This is a genomic window from Sphaerisporangium sp. NPDC005289 (assembly GCF_040607455.1).
Taxonomy (GTDB): Bacteria; Actinomycetota; Actinomycetes; order Streptosporangiales; family Streptosporangiaceae; genus Sphaerisporangium; species Sphaerisporangium rhizosphaerae.
This window is the reverse complement of record NZ_JBEXGS010000011.1, coordinates 162,172-185,142: the sequence shown is the minus strand read 5'-3', so window position 1 is coordinate 185,142 and position 22,971 is coordinate 162,172. Positions and strand designations below refer to the sequence as shown.

The window sequence follows — 22,971 nt, the reverse complement described above, 5'->3', positions numbered from 1 at the left end:
TCTCCGATATGGATCTCCCCCGCCGCTTGATCGCGGGGCGCGCTCAGGCGGTGTTGCGGTTGTAGATCAGGCGCAGCCCGATGAGCGTCAGCCAGGGCTCGTGGACGTCGATCGAACGGGCCTCGTTCACCACCAGCGCGGCCATCGACCCGGTGGCCACGACGGTCACGTCGTCGGGGTCGGACGCGAGCTCGGGCGCCATGCGCTCGACGATGCCGTCCACCTGGCCGGCGAAACCGTAGATGATGCCCGCCTGCAGGGCTTCGACGGTGTTCTTGGCGATGACCGAGCGTGGGCGCACCAGCTCGACCTTGTGGAGCTGGGCCCCCGCGGCGGCCAGGGCGTCCACCGAGATCTCGATGCCGGGGGCGGTGACCGCGCCGACGTACTCGCCCTTGGCCGACACCGCGTCGAAGGAGGTGGCGGTGCCGAAGTCGACGATGATGCACGGCCCCCCGTACAGCGTGACGGCGGCGAGCGCGTTGACGATGCGGTCGCTGCCGACCTCCTTGGGGTTGTCCATGCGCACCGGCACCCCGGTGCGCACGCCCGGCTCCACGATGACGGCGGTCACGTCGCCGTAGTAGCGCCGGCACATCTCGCGCATCTCGTTCAGCACGGAGGGGACCGTCGAGCAGATGGCGATGCCGCCGATGTCGGCGTCCTTGAGCAGGGGGCTCTGACCGAGCAGCCCCTGCAGGACGACCGCGATCTCGTCGGCGGTGCGCCTGGCGTCGGTGGCCAGGCGCCAGTGCTCGATGACCTCCTCGCCCTCGAAGAGGCCGAGCACCGTGTGAGTGTTGCCGACGTCGATCGTGAGCAGCATCAAGCCCCCCGAAGGTCCAAAGCGATGTCAAGTGCGGGCGCCGAATGGGTCAGCGACCCCACAGCAAGGTAGTCAACACCGGTTTCGGCCACCTCACGAGCCGATTCCAGGCGGAGTCCGCCGCTGGACTCCAGCCGGGCCCTGCCGCCCACCAGGGCCACGGCGCGGGTCAGCTCCTCCACGGTGAAGTTGTCCAGCAGGATCTCCTCCGCTCCCTCGGCCAGCACCGGCTCGATCTGGTCCAGGCGGTCGACCTCCACCTCGATCGGCAGCTCCGGATAGGCCTGCCGGACGGCGCGGAACGCCTCGGCGACCCCGCCGGCCGCCACCACGTGATTGTCCTTGATCAAGGCCGCGTCCGACAGGGACATCCGATGATTGACCCCGCCGCCGCACCGCACGGCGTACTTCTCCAGCGCCCTGAGGCCGGGAAGAGTCTTGCGGCTGTCGCGGACCCGCGTGCCGGTGCCGCTCACCGCCTCGACCCAGCGGTGGGTCAGCGTCGCGATGCCCGACAGGTGGGTGAGCAGGTTGAGCGCGGCGCGCTCGGCGGTGAGCACGTCGCGCACAGGTCCGACGACGGTCATCAGCACGTCGCCGCGCGCGACGCGCTCGCCGTCCTTGACGTGCCGCTCCACGGTCAGGCGGCCCTGGGAGGCGCCGTGGAAGACCGCCTGGGCGACCGCGAGACCGGCGACCACCCCGTCGGCCCTGGCCACCAGGTCGCCCACCGCCGCCTGGTCCGCGGGGACCGTGGCGACGGTCGTCACGTCGCCCTCCTCGGTGAGGTCCTCGGCGAGGGCGGCGCCGATCACGGCCATGACCCGCGCCGGGTCCAGGCCAGCCTCCGCCAGGTCGGCCTCCAGCTGCTGCGGCAGGCCGGCCGCCCGGTCGTCGTGGTGCTCGGCATAGCTCATGGTCAGTCCCTCCTCGGCCAGGGTCACGTCGAGATGCCCCAGCCACCAGGCGTCGTCGCGTTCGGGGAAGTCCTCCCGCCAGTGCGAGCCGCGCGTCTCCTCGCGGGCCCGGGCGGCCGCCACCACGGCGCTCGCCACGGTGAGCAGGTTCGTGGCCTCCCACGCCTCGGTGCACGGCTCGACGGCGACCGGGGTCCAGCGGGCGTCCAGCAGGCCGTGGCCCACCTCCGCCAGGCTGCGCCCGCTGCGCAGCACCCCTGCGCCGGCGCTCATACGGCTCTGCACCCGCGGCCGGACCCGGGGGTCCACCAGGCCGGCGGCGCGGCCGTCATCGACCGGCTCGCCCGGGGCCCGCCGCCGCGGGGAGGCGAGGTCGGCCGCGATGCGCTCGGCGAAGACCAGCCCTTCCAGCAGGGAGTTGGAGGCGAGCCGGTTGGCCCCGTGCACCCCTGTGCAGGCCGCCTCGCCGCAGGCGTACAGGCCGGGGACGCTGGTGCGTCCGCGCAGGTCGGTGTGGACGCCGCCGCTGGCGTAGTGCGCGGCGGGCGCGACGGGGATGGGCTCGCGGGCCGGGTCGATGCCGTGCTCCAGGCACACCGCGTAGATCGTCGGGAAGCGGGTGCGCCACTTGTCCTCGCCGAAGTGCCGGGCGTCCAGGCGCACGTGGCTCGCGCCGCTCTCCAGCATGCGGCGCATGATCGCCTTGGCGACGACGTCGCGGGGCGCCAGTTCGGCCAGCTCGTGCACGTCCACCATGAACCGCTCTCCGGCCTCGTCGAGCAGGACGGCGCCCTCGCCGCGCACCGCCTCGGAAATAAGCGGCTGCTGGCCGGTCGAGTCCTCGCCGAGCCAAAGGACGGTCGGGTGAAACTGCACGAACTCCAGGTCCCGGACGACGGCGCCGGCCCGCAACGCCAGGGCCACCCCGTCGCCGGTGGACACCAGGGGGTTGGTCGTGGCGGCGTACACCTGGCCCATGCCGCCGGTGGCCAGCACGACGGCGCCCGCGCGCACCGCGCCCACGCCGTCCCTGGCGCCCTCGCCCATGACGTGCAGCGTGACCCCGCAGGCGGCGCCGGAGGCGTCCTTGAGCAGGTCGAGCACCAGAGCGTGCTCGATGATCTCGATGCGGCCGCCCTCGGCGGCGCCGGCGCGGACCGCCTCGACCAGGGCGCGCTGCACCTCGGCGCCGGTGGCGTCCCCGCCCGCGTGGACGATGCGGTCGCGGCGGTGGCCGCCCTCCCGGGTGAGCTGGAGCCCGCCGCCGGGCTCCCGGTCGAACCGGGCCCCGTGCGCCATCAGCCGCCGCAGCGCGCCCGGTCCCTCGGTCACCAGCGCCTGGACGGCCCGGGCGTCGCACAGCCCCACACCGGCGATGAGCGTGTCGCTGAGGTGCTCGGACCAGGAGTCGGCCGGGTCCAGGACGGCGGCGATGCCGCCCTGCGCCCAGCGGGTGGAGCCGGCCGACAGCACGTCTTTGGTGACGACGAGCACGCGCGCGTCGGGGGCCAGCTCGGCGTACCGCAGCGCCACGGTCAGACCGGCGATGCCCGAGCCGACGACGACGACATCGGCGGAGACCGTCCAGCCGGGCTCGGGCGCGGTCAACCGGCGGGGAATGGGCGGATGGGTCATGGGGGCTCCCTTATTTCGTCTATATGACGATAAGGCATCCCGCCGCACCCCCGCCACGCGGGGCTCACATAACAGGGGACAGGGTGAGCACCGCGTTGTCGATGAGGCGGGTGGTGCCGACCTTCGCGGCGACCGCGAGGATCGCCTCGCCCCGGTGGTCCTCGGCCACGGCGGTGAACGTCGCCGGGTCGACCAGGCTCAGGTAGTCCAGCAGCAGCGGCGGGTCGGCGCGGGCGGCCTCGTCCAGCACCGCGTGCGCGGCGTGCAGGATGTCCTTGGGCCGGGTGTGCCGGGCGCCCTCGCGCAGCGCACGCGACAGCGCCACGGCCGTGGCCCGGTCGGCCGGCGACAGGTAGCGGTTGCGGCTGGACAGGGCCAGCCCGTCCGGCTCGCGCACGGTGGGAGCCCCGACGACCTCGACCGGGACGTTGAGATCGGCCACCATCCGGCGGATCATCGCCAGTTGCTGGGCGTCCTTCTGCCCGAAGACGGCGACGTCCGGCCGCACGAGGTTGAAGAGCTTGAGCACGACGGTGAGCACGCCGTCGAAGTGACCCGGCCGGAAGGCGCCCTCGACGATCGTGCCCATCTGCCCCGCGGAGACGCCGACCTGGCGGTCGGGAAGGTAGATCTCGTCGGCCGCCGGGGCGAACACCAGGCCGGCGCCCTCGGCGGCGCACACCTCGAGGTCGGCGTCGAACGTGCGCGGGTAGCGCGAGAAGTCCTCGTGCGGGCCGAACTGCAACGGGTTGACGAAGACGCTGACCGCCACGTGGTCGGCGCGCTCGCGGGCCAGGCGGATCAGCGAGCGGTGCCCCTCGTGCAGCGCCCCCATGGTCGGGACCAGCGCCAGCGTGCCCGCCCCGCCCGCGCGCCGGCCCGGCGCTCCGTCCAGGCCCAGGGCGGCCCGCGCGGCGAGCAGTTCTGAGCGGTCGGCGGCGACGATCACGTCCATGTGTTGCCTCCCAGGGCGTCGAGCAGGCGTTCGGCCGTCTCGGGCTTGAGCAGGCCGGCGGCCAGCGCCCGGTCGGCGGTGAGCCGGGCGAGGGCCACGTAGGCGTCCGCCGCCTCCGGCGCGGCGAGGATGAGCGCGTCCACGTGTTTGCGCACCGTGCCGGCGTCGCCGCGCACCACCGGACCGGTCAGGCCGGCCAGGCCCAGGCGCAGCGCGTTGTCCAGGGCGGCCCCGAGCAGCGGGCCGAGCATGCGGCCCGGATGCTCGACGCCGATCTTCTTCAGCAGTTCCTGCGACTCGGCGATCAGGGTGACCATGTGGTTGGCCGCCCCCGCGAGCGCCGCGTGGTACAGCGGGCGGTCCTCGTCGGCGATCCAGACCGGCTCGCCGCCCATCTCGATCACCAGGGCCTCGGCCACCGGGCGGAACGGGTCGGGCGCGGTGACGCCGAACGAGCAGCCGGTGAGGCGCCGCAGATCGTCGTCCCTGCCGGTGAAGGTCATCACCGGGTGCAGCGCGAACGGCAGCGCGCCGGCGGCCGTCGCGGGATTGAGCACACCCAGGCCGTACGCGCCGCTGGTGTGCACGAGCATCTTGCCCCGCAGGTCCACCCCGGCGGCGGCCAGGCCCGCGACCAGGTCGGGCAAGGCATCGTCGGGCACGGTGAGCAGCACCAGGTCGGCGGCGCCGATGACCTCCTCCGGCCCGGAGATGTCCACGCCGAGGCGGTCCAGAGCCCTGCGGCGCGAGGCGTCGGAGACCCCGGCGGCCGCGACGACGCCGTGCCCCGCCTGGGCGAGCGCCGCGCCGAGGACGGACCCCACTCGCCCGGCGCCGAGCACTCCGACCGCGAGGCGCCCGGGGCGGTCGCTTGTCTCCATCACTTTCCCGTTCAGCTTCGACGGATCAGACCAGCAGCCAGCGTAACGGTCGGCTCGCACCGGGCGCCCGACCGGCTCTACCGGCGCGCGTCCACAGCCTGTCATCGGGAGCGTCCCGGGGCGGCGGCGCGGTTGGTAACGTCCGGTGTCGTGTGGGTCACGTGGCGGCAGGCCATGCAGCAGGCGCTCTACGGCGACGACGGGTTCTACATCCGCGAGCGGCCCTCGGGTCATTTCCGCACGTCGGTCGCCGCCTCCCCCGCGTTCGCGCGGGCGGTGCTGCGCCTGCTCGACACCGTCGACCAGGCCGTGGGCCATCCCCGCGAGCTCGATTTGGTGGACGTCGGCTCCGGCGACGGCGCCCTGGTGGCCCAGGTCCTCGACACCGCCGCCCCTGAGCTGGCCGAGCGGCTGCGGGTCACGGCCGTCGAACTGTCGCCGCCGCCCGGCGATCTCGACAAGCGCATCACCTGGGCCTGCTCCCCGCCCTCGGGCGTCACCGGCCTGGTGATCGCCAACGAGTGGCTCGACAACGTCCCGCTGGAGGTCGCCGAGCAGACGCCCGAGGGGCCACGCCTGGTGCTGGTCGATCCCGAGACCGGCGAAGAGCGGCTCGGCGGGCCGCCGGAGGAGGCCGACGCCCGGTGGCTGGAGCGGTGGTGGCCGCTGCGCCGCACCGGGATGCGCGCCGAGATCGGCCGCCCGCGGGACGAGGCGTGGGCGTCGGTCGTCGGGCGGCTCACCCGGGGCCTGGCGGTGGCCGCCGATTATGCACACCCTGTGGATAACCGGCCGCCGTACGGCACCCTGATGGGGTACCGCGACGGGGCCTGTGTGCCCGCCATACCCGACGGGTCCTGCGATATCACCGCACACGTGGCGTTGGACGCCTGTGCGGCGGCGGGCGAGCGGGCCGGGGCGATATCCACAACCTTGACCACACAACGACAGGCGTTGCGCGATCTCGGGGTCAGCGGCGCACGCCCCGCGCTGGCGCTGGCGAGCACCGACCCGGCGGGTTACCTCCGCGCGCTCGCCCGCGCCTCCGAGGAGGCCGAGCTGATCGACCCCGCCGGCCTCGGCGGCTTCGGCTGGCTCGCCCAGTGGAGACGTTGACGGTGCCCCCGCGCCGGCTCGGCCGGTGGACACCACGCCGGCATCCCATGGAATGCAGCCGGTCGATACCCCCTGGGGGACGCCCGCATCCTGCGGAGTTCAGCCGGTGGAGACCTTCGCGGAGACGCCGGCATCCTGGGGAGAGCCGCCGGGAGACCTTCGCGGGGACGCCGGCATCCCCGGGTGCTCAGCCGATGGAGACGTTCAGGGCCTCGAGGCCACGGATGACGTAGTTCGGCTTCCAGACCGGCTCCTCGACCAGCTCGATCTTCGGGGCCGCCTTCAGCAGCGCGCCGAACGACTCGGCCAGCTCCACCCGCGCCAAGGGGGCGCCCAGGCAGAAGTGGATGCCCGCCCCGAACGAGATGTGCGGGTTGTCCCTGCGGCCGATGTCCAGCCGTCCCGGGTCGGCGAAGACCTCGGGGTCGTGGTTGGCCGAGCCGTACAGCAGGGCCACCTCGACGCCCTTCGGGATGTCCACCCCGCCGATGGTGACGTCCTCCAGCACCCAGCGCTCGAACAGCTGCAGCGGGGTGTCGTAGCGCATCAGCTCCTCGATCGCGGTGGGCAGCAGCGAGAGATCGCCCCGCAGCCGCTCCAGCTCGCCGGGATTGCGCAGCAGCGCCCACCAGCCGTTTCCTGTGACGTTCACGGTGGCCTCGTGCCCCGCGTTGAGCAGCAGGACGCACGTGCCGACGAGCTCGTCCTCGGTGAGCCGATCACCCTCGTCCACCACCTGCGCGAGCGCGCTGATCAGGTCGTCGCCCGGACGGGCTCGGCGCTCGGCGGCCAGCGCGCGCAGATAGGCGGCGAACTCCGACGCCGCGCGCACCGCCGTGTGCTGCGCCTCGACCGACGGCGCGAGCTCGTACATGCCGCACATGCCGGCCGACCACGGGCGCAGCAGGTGCCGGTCGGCCTCGGGAACGCCGAGCATCTCGGCGATCACCGTCACCGGCAGCGGCTCGGCCACCTCGGCGATCAGGTCGCCGCCGCCGCGCTCGACGAAGCCGTCCACCAACTCCCCGGCGATGCGGCGCACCCTCGGGCGCAGCTCCTCGACCATGCGCGGCGTGAACGCCTTGGAGACCAGCCGGCGCAGCCGGGTGTGCACCGGCGGCTCGACGTCCAGCATCCCGCCGCGGGTCACCCGCCAGAACGGCTCCTGGAAGTCCGGCTCCGGCCGCCTGCCGAACTCCTCGTGCGAGGCGACGTGCAGGTACGAACGGCCGAGCCTGCGGTCGCGCAGCGCCGCGTTGACGTCCTGGTGCCGGGCCACGAGCCACTGGCCGGTCGGCTCGAAGAAGCTGACCGGCCGGCTGTCGCGGAGCTCCCCGTAGGCGTCATAGGGATGGGCGACGAAGGCCGGATTCCACGGGTCGAAGCGCACGACGTCATGGTAATCGGGATATCCCGCCACGTCTCACCTGGCCATCCAGGGATGAGCATCGCCACCGGCCAAGGGAGTGGCCGGCGCACCGCCCGGAACAGCCCTCGAGCCGCACGGAGCGCCGCCGGGGTCAGCGGGCTTCGGCGGGCGGCGCCGGGGCGGCGCCGGGCGCGCCGGTCTCCCCGTAGCGCTCGTGCAGCTCCACCGGCCGCTGGGCGCCCGCCTTCTTGCGCGCACGGATGTTGAGCAGCTCGACCACCAGCGAGAACGCCATCGCGAAGTAGATGTAACCCTTGGAGATGTGCTGATCGAAGCCCTCGGCGATCAGCACGACCCCGATGAGCAGCAGGAACGACAGCGCCAGCATCTTGATGCTCGGGTACTTCTCCACGAACGCGCTGATCGGGCCGGACGCGAACAGCATGATCACCACCGACACGATCACCGCGGCGACCATGACGCCGATCTCGTCGACCATGCCCACGGCCGTGATCACCGAGTCCAGCGAGAAGACCACGTCCAGCAGCATGATCTGGATGATCACCGAGGTGAACGAGGCCGCCACCCGGCCGCCGGAGTGGCCCGAGGCGCCCTCCAGGCTGTCGCCGATCTCGAAGGCGCTCTTGCCGAGCAGGAACAGCCCGCCCAGGATCAGGATCAGATCGCGCCCGGATATGTCGTGCCCGAACACCGCGAACAGCGGCTCGGTCAGCCGCACGACCCACGACAGCGCGAGCAGCAGCGCCAGCCGGCTCACCATCGCCAGCCCCAGGCCGACCTTGCGGGCCAGGTCACGGCGCTCCGGCGGCAGCTTCCCCGCCAGGATGGAGATGAAGATGATGTTGTCGATGCCCAGGACGATCTCCAGGGCGACGAGGGTCAGGAACCCGATCCATATCTCCGGATTGAGCAGCCAGTCCATCGCGCCTCCTCGGGCCGGGCGTCGGTCACGTCACGGCCCCCGTCCCGGGGAGCCCGTCCCCTGTCAACGCGCGAAGGACGGTCAAAGTTCGCGATTCGTGAAACGTGTCACCCCTGCCTCATGAGGTTGCGGACAGGCGGGGGAGCCGGGTTATAGTCCCGGTAGGTCATGAGTGCCAGCGTCAAGCCCCGGCTCGCTGGCCGGCAACCCTCGCGCTCGCGGCGGGGTGCCCCGGGTGAGGACCAGGTCCGGCACGAGGTGTGCCGGGCAAGCGCGGGCTCCGTCACACCAACGCCGTGACCGGGTCCCATGACCTTAGGAGGCCGGCGTTGACCGCTCTCACCATCCTGCAGAGCTCCTCCCCCGCCGTTCACGACACCACCCCGCCGCCCCCCGGCACGTCCCCACTGCCCTCCGGCACGTCCCCACTGCCCTCCGGCACGTTGTCTCCGACCTCCGGCACGTTCTCGCCGGCCGCCGATGCTTTCTCCTCGGTCCCCGGCACGTCCTCACTGGTCCCCGGGGCGAGCGCGCGTCCGGACGCGCCCGCCGTGCTCGGCGCCGACCTGGAGGTGCCGGTCAAGGGCGGGCGCCTGCTGCCGTACGCCAACCTGGACTACGCGGCCAGCGCGCCGTGTCTGGCGCCGGTGAGCGCCGCCGTCGCCGCCGCGCTTCCGGCCTACTCCAGCGTGCACCGGGGCGCCGGGTACGCCTCCCAGCTGACCACCGCCCGCTACGAGCAGGCCCGCCACACGGTGCGCGCCTTCGTCGGCGCCCGCCCCGGGGACGCCGTGGTGTTCACCCGCAACACCACGGACGCCTCGAACCTGCTGGCCCGCTGCCTGCCCGGCGGCACCACCGTCGTGGTCTTCGAGACCGAGCACCACGCCTCGCTGCTCCCCTGGCCCGACGCCGTGCGGCTCGCGCCGCCCGCCTTCGCCGGCGAGGCCGTGCGCGCGGCCGACGAGGCCCTCGCGGCCATCGACGGGCCCGCGCTGCTGGTGGTCACCGCGGCCTCCAACGTCACCGGCGAGCTGTGGCCGATCGCGGCGCTCGCGCACATCGCCCACCGGCACGGCGCGCGCATCCTGGTGGACGCCGCCCAGCTCGTCCCGCACCGCCGGCTCAACCTGACCGCGCTCGACCTTGACTACGTGAGCTTCTCCGGGCACAAGCTGTACGCGCCCTTCGGCGCCGGCGCCCTGGTGGGACGGGCCGACTGGCTCGCCGAGGCCGAACCGTACCTGCGGGGCGGCGGCGCCTCCAAGGCCGTCACCGGAGGCGCGGGCCAGGGCGCGCCGCTGTCCACCGAGTGGAGCGCCGACCCCGAGCAGCGGCACGAGGCCGGCACGCCGAACGTCCTGGGCGCCATCGCGCTGGCCGCCGCCTGCGACGCTCTGTCGGCCACCGGCTGGACGCCCCTGGTCAAGCAGGAGGAACGCCTTCTCACGCTGCTGCGCGACGGCATCGCCGCCATCGACGGCGTCCACGAGCTGTCGCTGTGGGGGCCCGGCCACCCGCGCGTCGGCATCGTCTCCTTCGTCGTGGACGGCTGGACGGCGCGCGAGGTCGCCGAGGCGCTGTCCGCGGAGTACGGCATCGGCGTGCGCGACGGGAAGTTCTGCGCCCACCCCTTCGTCCGGCACCTGCTGGACGCCGTGGGCCGCTCCGCCGACGGTGACTGCGCGGACGGCACCACCGGCGCCGTCCGGGCGTCCATCGGCATCGGCACGACCGAGGAGCACGTGCTTCGCCTGGTCGCCGCCCTCTCAGATCTTGTCTCCCGCCGCTGACGTGACAGCATGGGGTTCATGACCGAACCTCGCGGAACCCGCGGAGGTCCCGGAGCCGGCGGCGCCGCCACGGGCGTCGAGCGGGTCGTCGCGGTCGGGACCGGCGCCAAGGAGCTCGCCACCGAGGACATGATCCTCAACATCGGGCCCCAGCACCCCTCGACCCACGGCGTCCTGCGCCTGCGGCTGACCGTGGACGGCGAGCGCATCGCCTCCGCCGAGCCGATCATCGGATACATGCACCGGGGCGCCGAGAAGCTCTTCGAGGTGCGCGACTACCGGCAGATCATCGTGCTGGCCAACCGGCACGACTGGCTCTCGGCGTTCGCCAACGAGCTCGGCGTGGTGCTCGCGGTCGAGCGCATGCTGGGCATGGAGGTCCCGGTGCGGGCGGTGTGGGCCCGCACGCTGCTCGCCGAGCTGAACCGCGTGCTCAACCACCTGATGTTCCTCGGCTCCTATCCGCTGGAGCTCGGCGCGATCACGCCGGTGTTCTACGCCTTCCGCGAGCGCGAGACGTTGCAGGCGGTCATGGAGGAGATCTCCGGCGGGCGCATGCACTACATGTTCAACCGGGTCGGCGGCCTGAAGGAGGACCTGCCGTACGGCTGGCTGGACCGCGTGAGGCGGGCGGTCGCCGAGGTGCGCGGGCGGCTGCCCGACATCGAGCGCCTCATCCACGGCAACGAGATCTTCATCGCGCGCACGCGCGGCGTCGGGGTGCTCGACCGCGAGACGATCATGCAGTACGGCGTCAGCGGCCCCATCGCGCGCGCGTCGGGGGTCGACCTCGACCTGCGCCGCGACGAGCCGTACCTGGCCTACGGCGAGCTGCCGGTCAAGGTCGTCACCCGCACGGCCGGCGACTGCCACGCCCGGTTCGAGGTGCTGCTCGACCAGGTGAAGGCCTCGCTCGACCTGGCCGACGCCTGTGTGGAGCGGCTGCGCTCGCTGCCGCCGGGCCCGGTCAACCAGCGGCTGCCCAAGGTGCTCAAGGTGCCCGAGGGGCACACCTACGCCTGGACCGAGAACCCCCTCGGCCTCAACGGCTACTACCTGGTCTCGCGGGGCGAGAAGACCCCGTGGCGGCTCAAGCTGCGCAGCGCGTCCTACAACAACGTCCAGGTGCTCAGGGAGATGCTGCCCGGGCAACTGATCGCCGACATGGTGGCCATCCTCGGCTCGATGTTCTTCGTCGTCGGCGACATCGACAAGTAGAAATCACGGCGCTGACCTGCGCATTCGACGCGGGTTTCCGGCCGGGTGGTTTAACGGGCCTCCCTCTGCGCAGAAGGAGGGTGCGTTAAGGGACAGGGATTCAGGGGTGGCTCCGTGCGAGGCGGGGCCCGGCCGCAGGCCGGGCCCCGCCTCGTGCGTCCGGCCCCGCCTCGTGCGTCCCGGCCCGGTCGCGGGCGTCTGGATCCGTTCCGGACGGAGGGCGCCGCTTCGCAGCGGGCTCCTGATCAGGCTCGGGTGTCCTCGCCGGGCTGCTTCGGCACCTTGCAGCAGTGCTCCAGGTACAGGGCCGCGCAGATGAGGATCACGCAGGCGAGCAGCGAGCCGCCCGCCAGGAAGAAGTCGCGCCGCGGCGTGTCCTGGTCCAGCATCTGCAGGACGTGGAGGACGACCCCGGCGAACATCCCGGCGAAGGCGGCCCCGACATAGGCCGACGCCTTGGCCAGGGCCGCCAGCCGGGCCACCGCGAGCGGTTCCACCGGCTTGGTGTCGGGCTTTCGCTCGATGCGCGCCCGGGTCATCCACCCGCTGTAGGCCTCGCCGACCGCGAGCAGCAGCACGGTGGGGATCGCCGTCCACGGGACGGTCGGCAGGTCGGAGTAGACCTTCTGCAGCAGAGCCCACGTCACGACCGCGAAAGCGACCAGCAGCAGGACGAGCACGCCGGGACGGCTCGGTTTCACACGATCCTCCTCGTTCGCCGGCGGCGGACCGGTCTCGGCCCCGCCGGTCGGTCCGCCGTCATCGCCGGCCGGCCCGCAACCGGGACACGACCCTGCCCACAACAACCCCGCACCATGGGGAAAACGTTCCGGCGCGCCCCTGGCGGTGTCGCCACCGAGCTCAGGCGGGCGCCCGCCCACCCTGGGAGAGGCGCGTGCACCACGCTCAGTCGGGCGGCTGGAGCGCCAGATCGGGGCGAAGCCGGACGCCCTTCTGGTCGAGGTCGGCGAGCAGGCCGGCGACCGACCCCCGGCCCGGGAGCACCGCTCCGGGGTCGGCCTGCGACCACGGGACGAGCACGAACGCGCGCTCGTGCGCCAGAGGGTGCGGAAGCGTGAGCTCGGGATCGTCCGACAGCAGCTCACCCACCATGATCAGATCGACGTCGAGGGTGCGCGGCCCCCACGGCTCGGTGCGCACCCGGCCGAACGCGGTCTCCACGCCGAGCGCGCGCTCGAGGATGGCACGGGGCCCGAGCGTCATGGTGCTCCCGATCACGACCGCATTCAGATAGGGCCGCTGATCGGGCGGGCCGCCGACCGGGTCGGTCTCGTACACCGGGGACACCGCCACGAAGTCGAGCCCGGGCGCGTCGAACAGCGCGTCCACGGCGCCTTGCAGCGTCTCGAAACGGCGGCCGATGTTGCTGCCGAGCGCCAGAACGACCTTCATTACCGCCTCCTCCTGACTGTCACCACCACGTCGTCGAACGGAACGGGGATGGGCGCGGCGGGCTTGTGCACCCTGACCTCGGCCTCCTCGACCAGCTCGGCGGCCAGGCAGGCGTCCGCCAGGCGATGCGCCAGCGTCTCGATGAGGTTGACCGGCTCACCCTCGACGATGGCGGCCAGCCGCAGCGCCAGCTCGCCGTAGTCGACCGTCTTGGTCAGGTCGTCGCCCGCGGCGGCCGGGGCCGTGTCGAGGTGGAGCGTGACGTCCACCACGAACTCCTGGCCCAGCTCGCGCTCGGCGGGCAGGCACCCGTGCCTGCCACGTGCCCGCAGGCCGACCAGGCTCACGCTGTCCATGGTGCTCATCCCCCTGACCGATCGCCCATCACTATCCCCGCCACCCGGCCGCGGAACCGGCCCCGCGCGCGCCCGCCCGTGCACGACGGGACCCACGGGCGGAAGAACCCGGCAGAGCATAACGACACCCGCGCGCCACGGAGCCCGCCCGGACGCTCTCCCCGCGGCCCGCAGGCCCCCGCGGGGCCGCGAGGAGGGGGGAGAGCCGCGGGAAGGTCACTCGTCGCTCTCTTCTTCGTCGTCGTCGCCGTCGGCCTGCAGGACCGGGGACCCGTGGTGGAACCACAGCCGCCAGCCGCCGGTGGTGCGGACGAAGGTGTTGGTCGCCACCACCCGGCCCGCCGCGAAGGTGGCGTCCTCGGTGTCGGCGGCGGTCAGGATGTTCTCGGCGCAGGTCAGCACCGCCACATCGCCGATCACCGTCGTGCGCACGTCGGTCAGCACGAACTGGATGTAGGGGGTGTTGGCCATGATGAGCGCCCACGAGCGCAGCACCTCGGCGCGCCCGGTGAGCATGGGCCAGCCCGGATGGACGCACATCGCCACCCGGCCCTCGCCGTCCTCGGCCCAGATCTCGGTCATGCGGTCGAGGTCGCCGCCCTCGATGGCGGTGTAGAACGCCTCGTTGAGCTTCTCGATCTCAGCGTGGGTCGTGCTCATCGAACCCCCTCCGCGCCCCGCCAGGCCGCCGCGACGCGGACGGCGTCGGCGTTGGGCCGCACCTGGTGGACCCGGACGCACCAGGCGCCGGCGTGGGCCGCCAGCGCCGTGACGGCGAGCGTGGCGTCGTCTGACCGGTCGAACGGCCTCGGCGTGCCGTCGGGACCGGCGAGCAGGCGGCCGAGGAACCGTTTGCGCGAAGCGCCGATGATGACCGGGTATCCGAGCTCGCCGAGCCTGCCGACGGCGGCGAGCAGCGGCCAGTTGTGCTCGGCCCGCTTGGCGAAGCCGAGCCCGGGATCGACGACGATCTGCCGCTCGTCGACGCCCTCGGCCAGCACGGAGTCGACGCGCTTGCGAAGCTCTTCGGTGACCTCGGTCACCACGTCGGAGTAGACGGCCCTGGCCTCCATCTCGTGGCTGTGGCCGCGCCAGTGCATCACGACGTAGGGCACCCCGGCGGCGGCGACCACGCGGGGCATCGCCGGGTCGGCCAGGCCGCCGCTGACGTCGTTGACCAGGGCGGCGCCGGCCCGCACGGCCGCCTCGGCGACCTCGGCGCGCATGGTGTCGACGCTGACCGTCACCCCGTGCTCGGCGAGCGTGCGGATGACCGGCTCGACCCGGCGCAGCTCCTCGGCCAGGGGGACGCGCGCGGCGCCGGGGCGGGTGGACTCGCCGCCCACGTCGACGATGTCGGCGCCCTGCTCGACCAGGTCGAGGCCGTGTCGCACCGCGACGTCGGGATCGAACCACTCGCCGCCGTCGGAGAAGGAGTCAGGAGTGACGTTGACCACGCCCATGACCAGACAGCGCCCCTCGTGGGGCAACCCCGGCACCCTCCATGCGGTCATGGCGTCAAGCCTAGGTGCTCCCCGATGACGATCTGTGCCATGGGTCCGGCTTGTGGATAACGAATCGACCCGACACGGACCCGCCCGGGATGTCCCCATCGCCACCTGTGCGCCGGGCGGCGCCGCCAAGGCGCGGACGGCGACCCCAAGTGCCCCGCCTCGCCTGACGCGCCCGACCGGCCCGGCGGGCGTCACGCGGAAGCCTGGGTGGGCCGGAGGAAGCGATCAGTGACGGCCGAGAATGAGGGCCATGGCCTCGGCGCGGGTCTTGTCGCTCTCGCGGAAGTCGCCCCGCACCGCCGAGGTGATGGTCTTGGCGCCCGGCTTGCGCACGCCGCGCATCGTCATGCACAGGTGCTCGGCCTCGATCACGACGATGACGCCGCGCGGCGCGAGCACGCCCATCAGCGCGTCGGCGATCTGCGAGGTCATGCGCTCTTGCACCTGGGGGCGCCGGGCGTAGACGTCGACGAGCCTGGCGAGCTTGGACAGACCGGTGATCTGCCCCTTCTCGTTCGGGATGTAGCCGACGTGGGCGACCCCGTGGAAGGGCACCAGGTGGTGCTCGCAGGTGGAGAAGACCTCGATGTCCTTGACCAGGACCATCTCGTCGTGGTCGGCGTCGAAGACGGTGGTCAGGACCTCTTCGGGACTCTGCCCCAGCCCGGCGAACTGCTCGGCGTACGCGCGGGCGACCCGGGCCGGGGTGTCGAGCAGGCCGTCTCGGTCCGGATCTTCACCGATCGCGAGCAGGATCTCGCGAACGGCCTTCTCGATCCGGTCCGAGTCGACCTTGAGCGGCTTCACGGACACCCGTCAGGCCTCGTCCTGGGGCGCCGGGTGGTGGTCGTTGGTCAGGCCCGTGCCCGGGACGGCCGGGGAGCCGGCCGGGAGCGCGGCCCCGTTGCCGTTGCCCGCGATCTCCTTGGGCGTCAGGATGGGCGGGCGGTCGGAGGGGAGCCGCTTGCCGTAACCCGAGTAGGACGGCCGCTTCTCGCGCACGACCACGGAGGCGAAGATCTGCAGCACCTGCTCGCGGGAGAGGGTCTCCTTCTCCATGAGCTCGAGCACCAGATTGTCCAGCACGTCGCGGTACTGGACGAGGATCTCCCACGCCTGGTCGTGCCCGGCCTCGATGAGGCGCCGGACCTCCTCGTCGATCGTGGAGGCGATCTTCTCGGAGTAGTCGCGCTCGTGGCCCATGTCGCGGCCGAGGAAGACCTCGCTGTTGCCGGTGCCGAACTTGCGGGCGCCGAGGTGCTCGCTCATGCCGTACTCGGTGACCATGCGCCGGGCGATCGTGGTGGCCTTCTCGATGTCGTTGGCCGCGCCGGTCGTCGGCTCGTGGAAGACGAGCTCCTCGGCCGTGCGCCCGCCGAGCAGCATGGCGAGCTGGTCGAGCATCTCGGACCGGGTGGCGAGGAACTTGTCCTCCATGGGGAGGGTCATCGTGTAGCCCAGCGCCCGGCCCCGAGACAGGATGGTGATCTTGTGCACCGGGTCGGAGTTCGGCAGGGCGTGCGCCACCAGGGCGTGGCCGCCCTCGTGGTAGGCGATGATCTTCTTCTCCTGGTCGGACATGACCCGGCTCTTGCGCTCCGGACCCGCCATCACGCGGTCGATGGACTCCTCGAGGGTGTTCATCGTGATGAGCTTCTGGTCCTGGCGGGCGGTCAGCAGCGCCGCCTCGTTGATCACGTTGGCCAGGTCGGCGCCGGTGAACCCGGGCGTGCGCCGCGCGATGACGTCGAGGTCGACGTCCTGCGCGAACGGCTTGCCGCGCCCGTGGACCCGCAGGATGCCCTTGCGGCCCTCGAGGTCGGGACGGTCGATGACGACCTGGCGGTCGAACCGGCCGGGACGCAGCAGGGCCGGGTCGAGGATGTCGGGCCGGTTGGTGGCCGCGATGAGGATCACGCCGCCCTTGACGTCGAAGCCGTCCATCTCGACGAGGAGCTGGTTGAGGGTCTGCTCGCGCTCGTCGTGGCCGCCGCCGAGGCCCGCGCCGCGGTGCCGGCCGACGGCGTCGATCTCGTCGATGAAGATGATCGCGGGGGCGTTGGCCTTGGCCTGCTCGAACAGGTCACGGACCCGGGAGGCGCCGACGCCGACGAACATCTCGACGAAGTCGGAGCCGGAGATGGAGTAGAACGGCACGCCCGCCTCGCCCGCGACGGCGCGGGCCAGCAGGGTCTTGCCGGTGCCGGGCGGGCCGTAGAGCAGCACACCCTTGGGGATCTTGGCGCCGATCGCCTGGAACTTGGCCGGGGCCTGCAGGAACTCCTTGATCTCCTGGAGCTCCTCGATGGCCTCGTCCGCGCCGGCGACGTCGGCGAAGGTGGTCTTGGGGGTGTCCTTGGTGATGAGCTTGGCCCGGGACTTCCCGAAGTTCATCACCCGGGAACCGCCGCCCTGCATCTGGTTCATGATGAACAGGAAGATCAGGACGATGATGACGATCGGCAGGAAGCTGATCAGCAGGCCGACGAGGAAGTTCTCGGTCGGCACCGTGATCTTGTAGCCGTTCGGCAGCTTCTTGGCGTCGACCTGGGCCTGGAGCTGCCGCTGCAGCTCGACGCCCTGACCCTGGACCCAGTACGCGTAGAAGCGGTCCTCTCCGTTGACCTTCTGGAGAGTCTTGATCTCTATGCGCTGGTCCTTGTCGACGATCACCGCGTTGTCGACATTGCCACTCTGGATCTGGCTGATGACGAACGAGGTGTCCTTCTGGGCATAGTTGCTGTTGCCGCTCCAGAATGTGGAGGCGAGCAGGAGCAGCACGACGATGCCCAGGATCCACAGCAGTGGCCCACGTGTAAATCGCTTGAGATCCATCCGATGCGGAACCCCTGCGGGCCCGTCCCTTCCTGAACACGGCCTGACGCCCCGGGCGAACCCGGGGTTAGCGGCATCCCGAACCGCTCCTGCAAATGACCACCCGGAGGCGATCACACCTCCGGAGACCTCCGAAGGTACACCGGGCCGCCGCGCAGGGTCACTGCTCCGGCGACACCGGCTTTGTCCTACCAACGTACGTCAGGCGGTCCCGTGTTCCCCACGGCGAGACCGATTGACGGTGTATTACAGCACTTGGCGAGTTGGAACTTCGCTCAGGGCTTACTCGGCCCCGTAGACGTGGCGGGCGAGGGTGCCGATGAAGGGGAGATTGCGGAAGCGCTCGGCATAGTCCAGCCCATACCCGATCACGAATTCGTTGGGGATGTCGAAACCGACATATTTCACATCGATCGGCACCTTCACCGCGTCGGGCTTGCGGAGCAGGGTGCAGATCTCCACCGACGCCGGGTTGCGCGACTGCAGGTTGTGCACCAGCCACGACAGGGTCAGCCCCGAGTCGATGATGTCCTCCACCACCAGCACGTGCCGCCCGGCGATGTCGGTGTCGAGGTCCTTGAGGGTGCGGACCACGCCCGACGACTTGGTGCCCGCCCCGTACGACGAGACGGCCATCCAGTCCATCTGCACCTCGACGTGCAGGGCGCGCGCCAGATCGGCCATGATCATGACCGCGCCCTTGAGCACCCCCACGATCAACAGGTTCTTGCCCGCGTAGTCCGCGTCGATCTGTCCGGCGAGCTCCTTGATCTTCGCCTGAAGTTCTTCCTCGGGAATGAGGACCTTCTCCAGGTCCATGCCCATGTCGGCTGCGTCCACCTGCGGTTTTCCTTCATGTGAGGGTGCTGGCGAATATCAGGGTGCCATACCGCCGCACCACGCCCACCCCCCCGGGTAGCTCCACCATCCGCTGGCCCCGCCAGGCGGTGATCAGGCGGTCCACCTGCTCGATGTGCACGGCCGCCAGCGCCGAGCCCGCCGCGCCCGCCGCCAGGGCCGCCCGCTGGATCACCCGGCGGCGCACGGCGGCCGGCAGACCGGTCAGCTCGTCGACGGCCAGCCCGGCGCCGGTGTCGCCGAGCCGCGCGCAGACCTCGTCGGCCCAGGCGTCCAGCGCGTCGGCGTCGTCCCTGCAGAGCCCTGCGGTGCGCGCCAGCGCCTCGGTGACGCCCGGCCCGAGCGCCCGTTCGAGCACCGGCAGCACGTCGTGGCGGACCCGAACCCGCGTGTAGGCGGGATCGGCGTTGTGCGGGTCCTCCCAGGGCACCAGGCCCAGCGCCTCGCACGCGGCGCGGGTGGCGCGCCGGGCGACGCCGAGCAGCGGCCTGCGGTACAGCCCCGCGGCCGCCGGCATCCCCGCCAGCGACCGGGTGCCGCTTCCCCGCGCGAGCCGCAGCAGCACGGTCTCGGCCTGGTCCTCACGCGTGTGCCCCAGCAGCACGGCCGACGCGCCGAGCCGCTCCGCCGCCGACGACAGCGCCCCGTACCTGGCCTCCCGCGCGGCGGCCTCCGGGCCGCCCGCCGTGCCCACCGTCACCGTGAGCGCCTCGGCCGGTTCCAGCCCGAGCCCGGCCGCCAGGCGGGCGACCTCCTCGGCCCGCTCGCGGGAACCCTCCTGCAACCCGTGGTCGACCGTCAGCAGCCCGGCGCGCAGGCCCAGGCGCGGCGCGGCGAACCCCAGGCAGGCCGCGAGCGCCAGCGAGTCGGCGCCCCCGCTGCACGCCGCCAGCACCAGGGCTCCCCTCGGCAGGCCGGCCAGCGACAGGCGCAGCTCACGGCGGATCTGGGCGACGGCGGGATGAGGTCCCATGCGTCCTAGTGTGGTGCGCCCGGCCGGCGGCGCCGACCACCGGCCGGGTCAGGACGCCGTGGTCAGGCGTGCCCGTTGGCGGAGGGCAGCTCGGGGGCGCGCACGACGCGCGCGATCCACGCCTCGGGGTTGCGGATCTCGCTGTGGTCGGGCAGCGTCGTGGGCGATCCCCACACGCGGTTGAACCCGTCGACGCCGACCTCGTCGACGACCTTGCGCACGAAGGCCGACCCCTCGGCGTACTGCTTGAGCTTGAGGTCGACGCCGAGCAGCCGCCTGACCGTCCTGTCGAACCGCGAGCCGCCGTGCCTGCGGTGCTGGAACTTGGCGCGGATGTCGGCCACCGAGGGCACCACGGCCGGCCCGACGGCGTCCATCACGTAGTCGCCGTGGCCCTCGACCAGGGTCATCACGGCCGTCAGCCGGTCGAGGATCTCCTTCTGCTCGGGGGTCTGGATGGCGTCGATGAGGTTGCCCTCGCCGCCCTTGATGGCGTCGGCGACGGCGTCGGAGGCCGCGCGCAGGCGCTCGAGCATGGTGCCGAGGTCGATGTCGGAGGCGAGCAGGAACTCGGTCATCTGGGCGCGCACGTACTCGCGCAGCCACGACACGCCGGTGAACTGCACCCGGTGGGTCTCCTCGTGCAGGCAGACCCACAGCCGGAAGTCACGGGGGTCGACGCCGAGCTCGCGCTCGGTGTGGACGATGTTGGGCGCGACCAGCGTGAGCCGGCCGGTGGGCGCCTGTCCGCTCGGGTCGGGCGGCAGGAACAGCTCGTACTGCCCGAGGACGCGCGTCGCCAGGAACGCCAGCACCGCGCCGACCTCGACGCCGGTGACCCGCGAGCCCACCGCGCCCACCAGGGCGGGGATCTGCGTGCGCCGGGCGTTCATGCGCTCGGTCAGGGGCTCCAGGACGACCCGGAACCCTTCCACGTTGGCGCGGATCCAGCCCGGCCGGTCGACGACCGTCGCCTCCTCGGGCTCTGCCGCGCCGTTGATGCGCGCGAATTCCTGTACGTGCCCCTCGGCCTCGCGCGAGAGCCGCCGGAGCTCGGTGACGGCGTGGCGGGCCTCCTCTCGGCTCACCTGCGGCCCGGGGCGCACAAGACGGACACCGGTCGAGACGGCCAGATCCCAGTCGATCACCTGCATGTTCACCACCGTACGTCGTGCGGTGCGATTATGGGCAACCGCATCCGCTGACGAGCGCGGCCAGCCGGTCGAGCGCCGCCACGGCCCCGTCGGGATCGCTCACCTTGTCGGCCATGAACGCGAAGGCCACCAGCCGGCCGTCGGCGGTCCTGGAGAGACCGGTCAGGGTGTTCACCCCGTTCAACGTGCCCGTTTTGGCCCGTACCACTCCCGCAGCCGACTTGCTGTCCTTTTTGTCGTACCGGTGGCCGAGCGTGCCGGTGAACCCGGCGATGGGCAACCCGCTGATGACGGCGTGCAGACGGGGATTGGCCGGGGAGGCCGACAGGGCGATCAGGCGGGCGAGCGCGGCGGGGGTGATGCGGTTGCGGGTGGACAGCCCGCTGCCGTCGAAGACCGTGACGCCTCCGGCGACGCCCAGCCGCTTCAGCGTCCCGGTGACGGCCCGGGCGACGCCCGTGAACGTGCCGGGCGCGCCCTCCTTGACCGCCACCAGGTGGGCGAGCCCCTCGGCCAGGTCGTTGTCGCTCTGGGTCAGCATGTGCTCGACCAGCTCGTACACCGGCGGCGACTCCACCCTGGCGACCTCGCGGGCGGCGGCCGGGGCGCCTGACCGCCCGGGCGACTTGGCGACCTTGATGCCGCCGCGGCGCAGCAGGGACGCGAACGCCTCGGTCGCCGAGCGCGGCGGGTCGGCGTACCGCGCCGAGCCCCGCGGGTCCTGGCGGCCCTCGTCGATGGTCAGCGCCGTCACTGGCGCGACGCTGCCCTCCGGCACGTACCCGGGCTTCCACCCCGGCGCGGTGCGGGGCCCGCTGAACAGGGAGTCGTCGTAGGACAGGCGCACGGAGGACACGCCCGCGGCCTTCAGCGCCTGCGCGGTGCGGGAGGCCAGCATGGCCAGCGAGGCGAAGCGGGGATAGGAGGCGGACAGGTTCGCCCTCGGCCCGGCGAGCGTGGGGTCGCCGCCGCCGACCAGGACGATCTCGCCGGGCTTGCGCTGGACGACGCGGGTGGCCACGCGGGTGTCGGGGCCGAGGGAGGTCAGCGCCGCGACGGCGGTCGCGACCTTGGTCGTGGAGGCCGGGGTGAGGCCGGTGTCGGCCCTGCTTCCGTACAGGGTGCCCCCGCCGGCGACGTCGACCACGACCGCGCCCACGCTGCCGCCGAGCGCGGAGTCGCCGAGGGCACGGGACAGGCGGGAGGCCAAAGTACCCTTCGCGGGGAGAGGCCCGTCGGGGGCGGCGGCCAGCACCGGGCCCGCCGTCACGATGGCGGCGGGCGGGGAGGTGCGTGGCGAACCCGCGACCGGTGGCTTCGCCCGAGGGGAGCCCGGCTCGCCGCGGGTGAGGAAGTACGCGCCCGCCGCGCACACGAAGATCTGGAGCAGGGCGAGGGTCGTCACCGCGACCAAGCGCTCGCGCCGCACCACCTCACCGACCTCTTTCCCGAATGCGTCATCCTGGATATACGCCTACGAGACATTAACGCCGCCCCGGACCATCCGGGAGGCTTGAGCGGAGGAACCGCAGTGGAGTTCGACGTTGTCGTTGAGATCCCCAAGGGACAACGCAACAAGTACGAGGTCGATCACAAGACGGGCCGCATCCGGCTGGACCGCCTTCTTTTCACCTCCACGCAGTACCCCGCCGACTACGGCTTCATCGAGAACACCCTCGGCGAGGACGGCGACCCGCTCGACGCGCTGGTGCTCCTCCAGGAGCCGACGTTCCCCGGCTGCCTGATCAGCTGCCGGGCCGTGGGCATGTTCCGGATGACCGACGAGAAGGGCGGCGACGACAAGGTGCTGTGCGTCCCCGCCACCGACCCTCGCATGGAGCACATCCGCGACATCCACCACGTCCCGGAGTTCGACCGGCTGGAGATCCAGCACTTCTTCGAGGTCTACAAGGACCTCGAACCCGGCAAGTCGGTCGAGGGCGCCAACTGGGTCGGCCGCACGGAGGCCGAGATCGAGATCCAGCGCTCGATCAAGCGCCACCTCGACCACGAGGCCGCCTTCGGGAGCGAGCACCCCGGCGCCGACGGGCACTGACCGTCCCGGCACATGGCCCGGCACATCGCCCGGCACACGTCCCGGCGTAGGTCGCGGCACATGGCCCGGCACACGTCCCGGCGTAGGTCGCGGCACATGGCCCGGCACACGTCCCGGCGTAGGTCGCGGCACATGGCCCGGCACACGTCCCGGCGTAGG

Annotated in this window: 21 protein-coding genes and 1 riboswitch; of the genes, 4 read left to right on the top strand and 17 right to left on the bottom strand. The window is 72.3% G+C overall.

Annotation, left to right across the window (positions count from 1 at the left end):
• Positions 1-43: 43 nt before the first annotated feature.
• The 4 genes from ABZT47_RS20915 to ABZT47_RS20900 all read right to left on the bottom strand — a co-directional run bounded on the left by ABZT47_RS20915 (position 44) and on the right by ABZT47_RS20900 (position 5,214).
• Complete coding sequence (locus tag ABZT47_RS20915) at positions 44-826, bottom strand: type III pantothenate kinase (protein ID WP_354844329.1); 783 nt, start codon at positions 824-826, stop codon at positions 44-46.
• The gene (locus ABZT47_RS20910) at positions 826-3,378 is read right to left on the bottom strand and encodes an L-aspartate oxidase (RefSeq protein ID WP_354844326.1); all 2,553 of its coding nucleotides are present in this window, start codon (positions 3,376-3,378) and stop codon (positions 826-828) included. The genes ABZT47_RS20915 and ABZT47_RS20910 overlap by 1 nt, the downstream gene beginning before the upstream one ends.
• 64 nt (positions 3,379-3,442) lie before the next feature.
• A complete protein-coding gene (panC, locus tag ABZT47_RS20905; RefSeq protein WP_354844323.1) occupies positions 3,443-4,333 on the bottom strand; it encodes a pantoate--beta-alanine ligase in 891 nt (296 codons plus the stop codon).
• Positions 4,324-5,214, bottom strand: coding sequence for a DUF2520 domain-containing protein (locus tag ABZT47_RS20900; protein ID WP_354844320.1), 891 nt, complete (start codon positions 5,212-5,214; stop codon positions 4,324-4,326). The genes panC and ABZT47_RS20900 overlap by 10 nt, the downstream gene beginning before the upstream one ends.
• A 150-nt stretch (positions 5,215-5,364) precedes the next feature.
• On the opposite strand from ABZT47_RS20900, the gene ABZT47_RS20895 reads away from it, so the two are divergent.
• Positions 5,365-6,330: an SAM-dependent methyltransferase gene (locus ABZT47_RS20895; RefSeq protein ID WP_354844317.1), complete on the top strand. Its 966-nt coding sequence runs from the start codon at positions 5,365-5,367 to the stop codon at positions 6,328-6,330.
• Between the two features lie 187 nt (positions 6,331-6,517).
• Here ABZT47_RS20895 and ABZT47_RS20890 read toward each other — a convergent pair whose 3' ends face one another.
• Positions 6,518-7,720 (bottom strand): cytochrome P450, encoded by a 1,203-nt coding sequence (locus ABZT47_RS20890; protein ID WP_354844314.1) that lies wholly within the window; start codon positions 7,718-7,720, stop codon positions 6,518-6,520.
• A gap of 130 nt (positions 7,721-7,850) precedes the next feature.
• Positions 7,851-8,642, bottom strand: coding sequence for a TerC family protein (locus tag ABZT47_RS20885; RefSeq protein ID WP_354844311.1), 792 nt, complete (start codon positions 8,640-8,642; stop codon positions 7,851-7,853).
• A gap of 164 nt (positions 8,643-8,806) precedes the next feature.
• Positions 8,807-8,922: riboswitch (SAM riboswitch) on the top strand.
• Positions 8,923-9,154: 232 nt separating this feature from the next.
• Here ABZT47_RS20885 and ABZT47_RS20880 point away from each other — a divergent pair.
• Positions 9,155-10,435, top strand: a complete 1,281-nt coding sequence (locus tag ABZT47_RS20880) for an aminotransferase class V-fold PLP-dependent enzyme (protein ID WP_354844634.1) — start codon at positions 9,155-9,157, stop codon at positions 10,433-10,435.
• A 129-nt stretch (positions 10,436-10,564) separates the two neighbouring features.
• Positions 10,565-11,653 (top strand): NADH-quinone oxidoreductase subunit D, encoded by a 1,089-nt coding sequence (locus ABZT47_RS20875; RefSeq protein ID WP_354844631.1) that lies wholly within the window; start codon positions 10,565-10,567, stop codon positions 11,651-11,653.
• 245 nt (positions 11,654-11,898) lie between these two features.
• Here the strand turns inward: ABZT47_RS20875 and ABZT47_RS20870 are convergent, their stop codons facing one another.
• The 11 genes from ABZT47_RS20870 to dacB all read right to left on the bottom strand — a co-directional run bounded on the left by ABZT47_RS20870 (position 11,899) and on the right by dacB (position 22,188).
• Positions 11,899-12,354, bottom strand: a complete 456-nt coding sequence (locus ABZT47_RS20870) for a DUF3180 domain-containing protein (protein WP_354844308.1) — start codon at positions 12,352-12,354, stop codon at positions 11,899-11,901.
• A 205-nt stretch (positions 12,355-12,559) separates the two neighbouring features.
• Positions 12,560-13,066, bottom strand: coding sequence for a 2-amino-4-hydroxy-6-hydroxymethyldihydropteridine diphosphokinase (folK, locus tag ABZT47_RS20865; RefSeq protein ID WP_354844305.1), 507 nt, complete (start codon positions 13,064-13,066; stop codon positions 12,560-12,562).
• Entirely contained in the window at positions 13,066-13,422 is a 357-nt protein-coding gene (gene folB / locus ABZT47_RS20860) for a dihydroneopterin aldolase (RefSeq protein WP_354844302.1), read from the bottom strand. Before folB ends, folK begins: the two co-directional genes overlap by 1 nt.
• Positions 13,423-13,638: 216 nt before the next feature.
• Complete coding sequence (locus ABZT47_RS20855) at positions 13,639-14,082, bottom strand: nuclear transport factor 2 family protein (protein ID WP_354844300.1); 444 nt, start codon at positions 14,080-14,082, stop codon at positions 13,639-13,641.
• Complete coding sequence (gene folP / locus ABZT47_RS20850; protein ID WP_354844297.1) at positions 14,079-14,936, bottom strand: dihydropteroate synthase; 858 nt, start codon at positions 14,934-14,936, stop codon at positions 14,079-14,081. The genes ABZT47_RS20855 and folP overlap by 4 nt, the downstream gene beginning before the upstream one ends.
• A 225-nt stretch (positions 14,937-15,161) precedes the next feature.
• A complete protein-coding gene (gene folE / locus ABZT47_RS20845) occupies positions 15,162-15,749 on the bottom strand; it encodes a GTP cyclohydrolase I FolE (protein ID WP_354844294.1) in 588 nt (195 codons plus the stop codon).
• 3 nt (positions 15,750-15,752) lie between these two features.
• The gene (ftsH, locus tag ABZT47_RS20840; protein ID WP_354844291.1) at positions 15,753-17,771 is read right to left on the bottom strand and encodes an ATP-dependent zinc metalloprotease FtsH; all 2,019 of its coding nucleotides are present in this window, start codon (positions 17,769-17,771) and stop codon (positions 15,753-15,755) included.
• 282 nt (positions 17,772-18,053) lie between these two features.
• Positions 18,054-18,611 carry a hypoxanthine phosphoribosyltransferase gene (hpt, locus tag ABZT47_RS20835; RefSeq protein WP_354844288.1) on the bottom strand — a complete coding sequence of 186 codons (558 nt, stop codon included), beginning with the start codon at positions 18,609-18,611 and terminating at the stop codon, positions 18,054-18,056.
• Between the two features lie 13 nt (positions 18,612-18,624).
• The gene (gene tilS / locus ABZT47_RS20830; protein WP_354844285.1) at positions 18,625-19,602 is read right to left on the bottom strand and encodes a tRNA lysidine(34) synthetase TilS; all 978 of its coding nucleotides are present in this window, start codon (positions 19,600-19,602) and stop codon (positions 18,625-18,627) included.
• A 62-nt stretch (positions 19,603-19,664) separates the two neighbouring features.
• Entirely contained in the window at positions 19,665-20,756 is a 1,092-nt protein-coding gene (locus ABZT47_RS20825) for a zinc-dependent metalloprotease (protein WP_354844282.1), read from the bottom strand.
• Between the two features lie 28 nt (positions 20,757-20,784).
• On the bottom strand, positions 20,785-22,188 hold the full coding sequence (dacB, locus tag ABZT47_RS20820; protein ID WP_354844279.1) for a D-alanyl-D-alanine carboxypeptidase/D-alanyl-D-alanine-endopeptidase: 1,404 nt from the start codon (positions 22,186-22,188) through the stop codon (positions 20,785-20,787).
• A 99-nt stretch (positions 22,189-22,287) separates the two neighbouring features.
• On the opposite strand from dacB, the gene ABZT47_RS20815 reads away from it, so the two are divergent.
• Positions 22,288-22,812 carry an inorganic diphosphatase gene (locus ABZT47_RS20815; protein ID WP_354844277.1) on the top strand — a complete coding sequence of 175 codons (525 nt, stop codon included), beginning with the start codon at positions 22,288-22,290 and terminating at the stop codon, positions 22,810-22,812.
• The last annotated feature ends 159 nt before the right edge of the window (positions 22,813-22,971 follow it).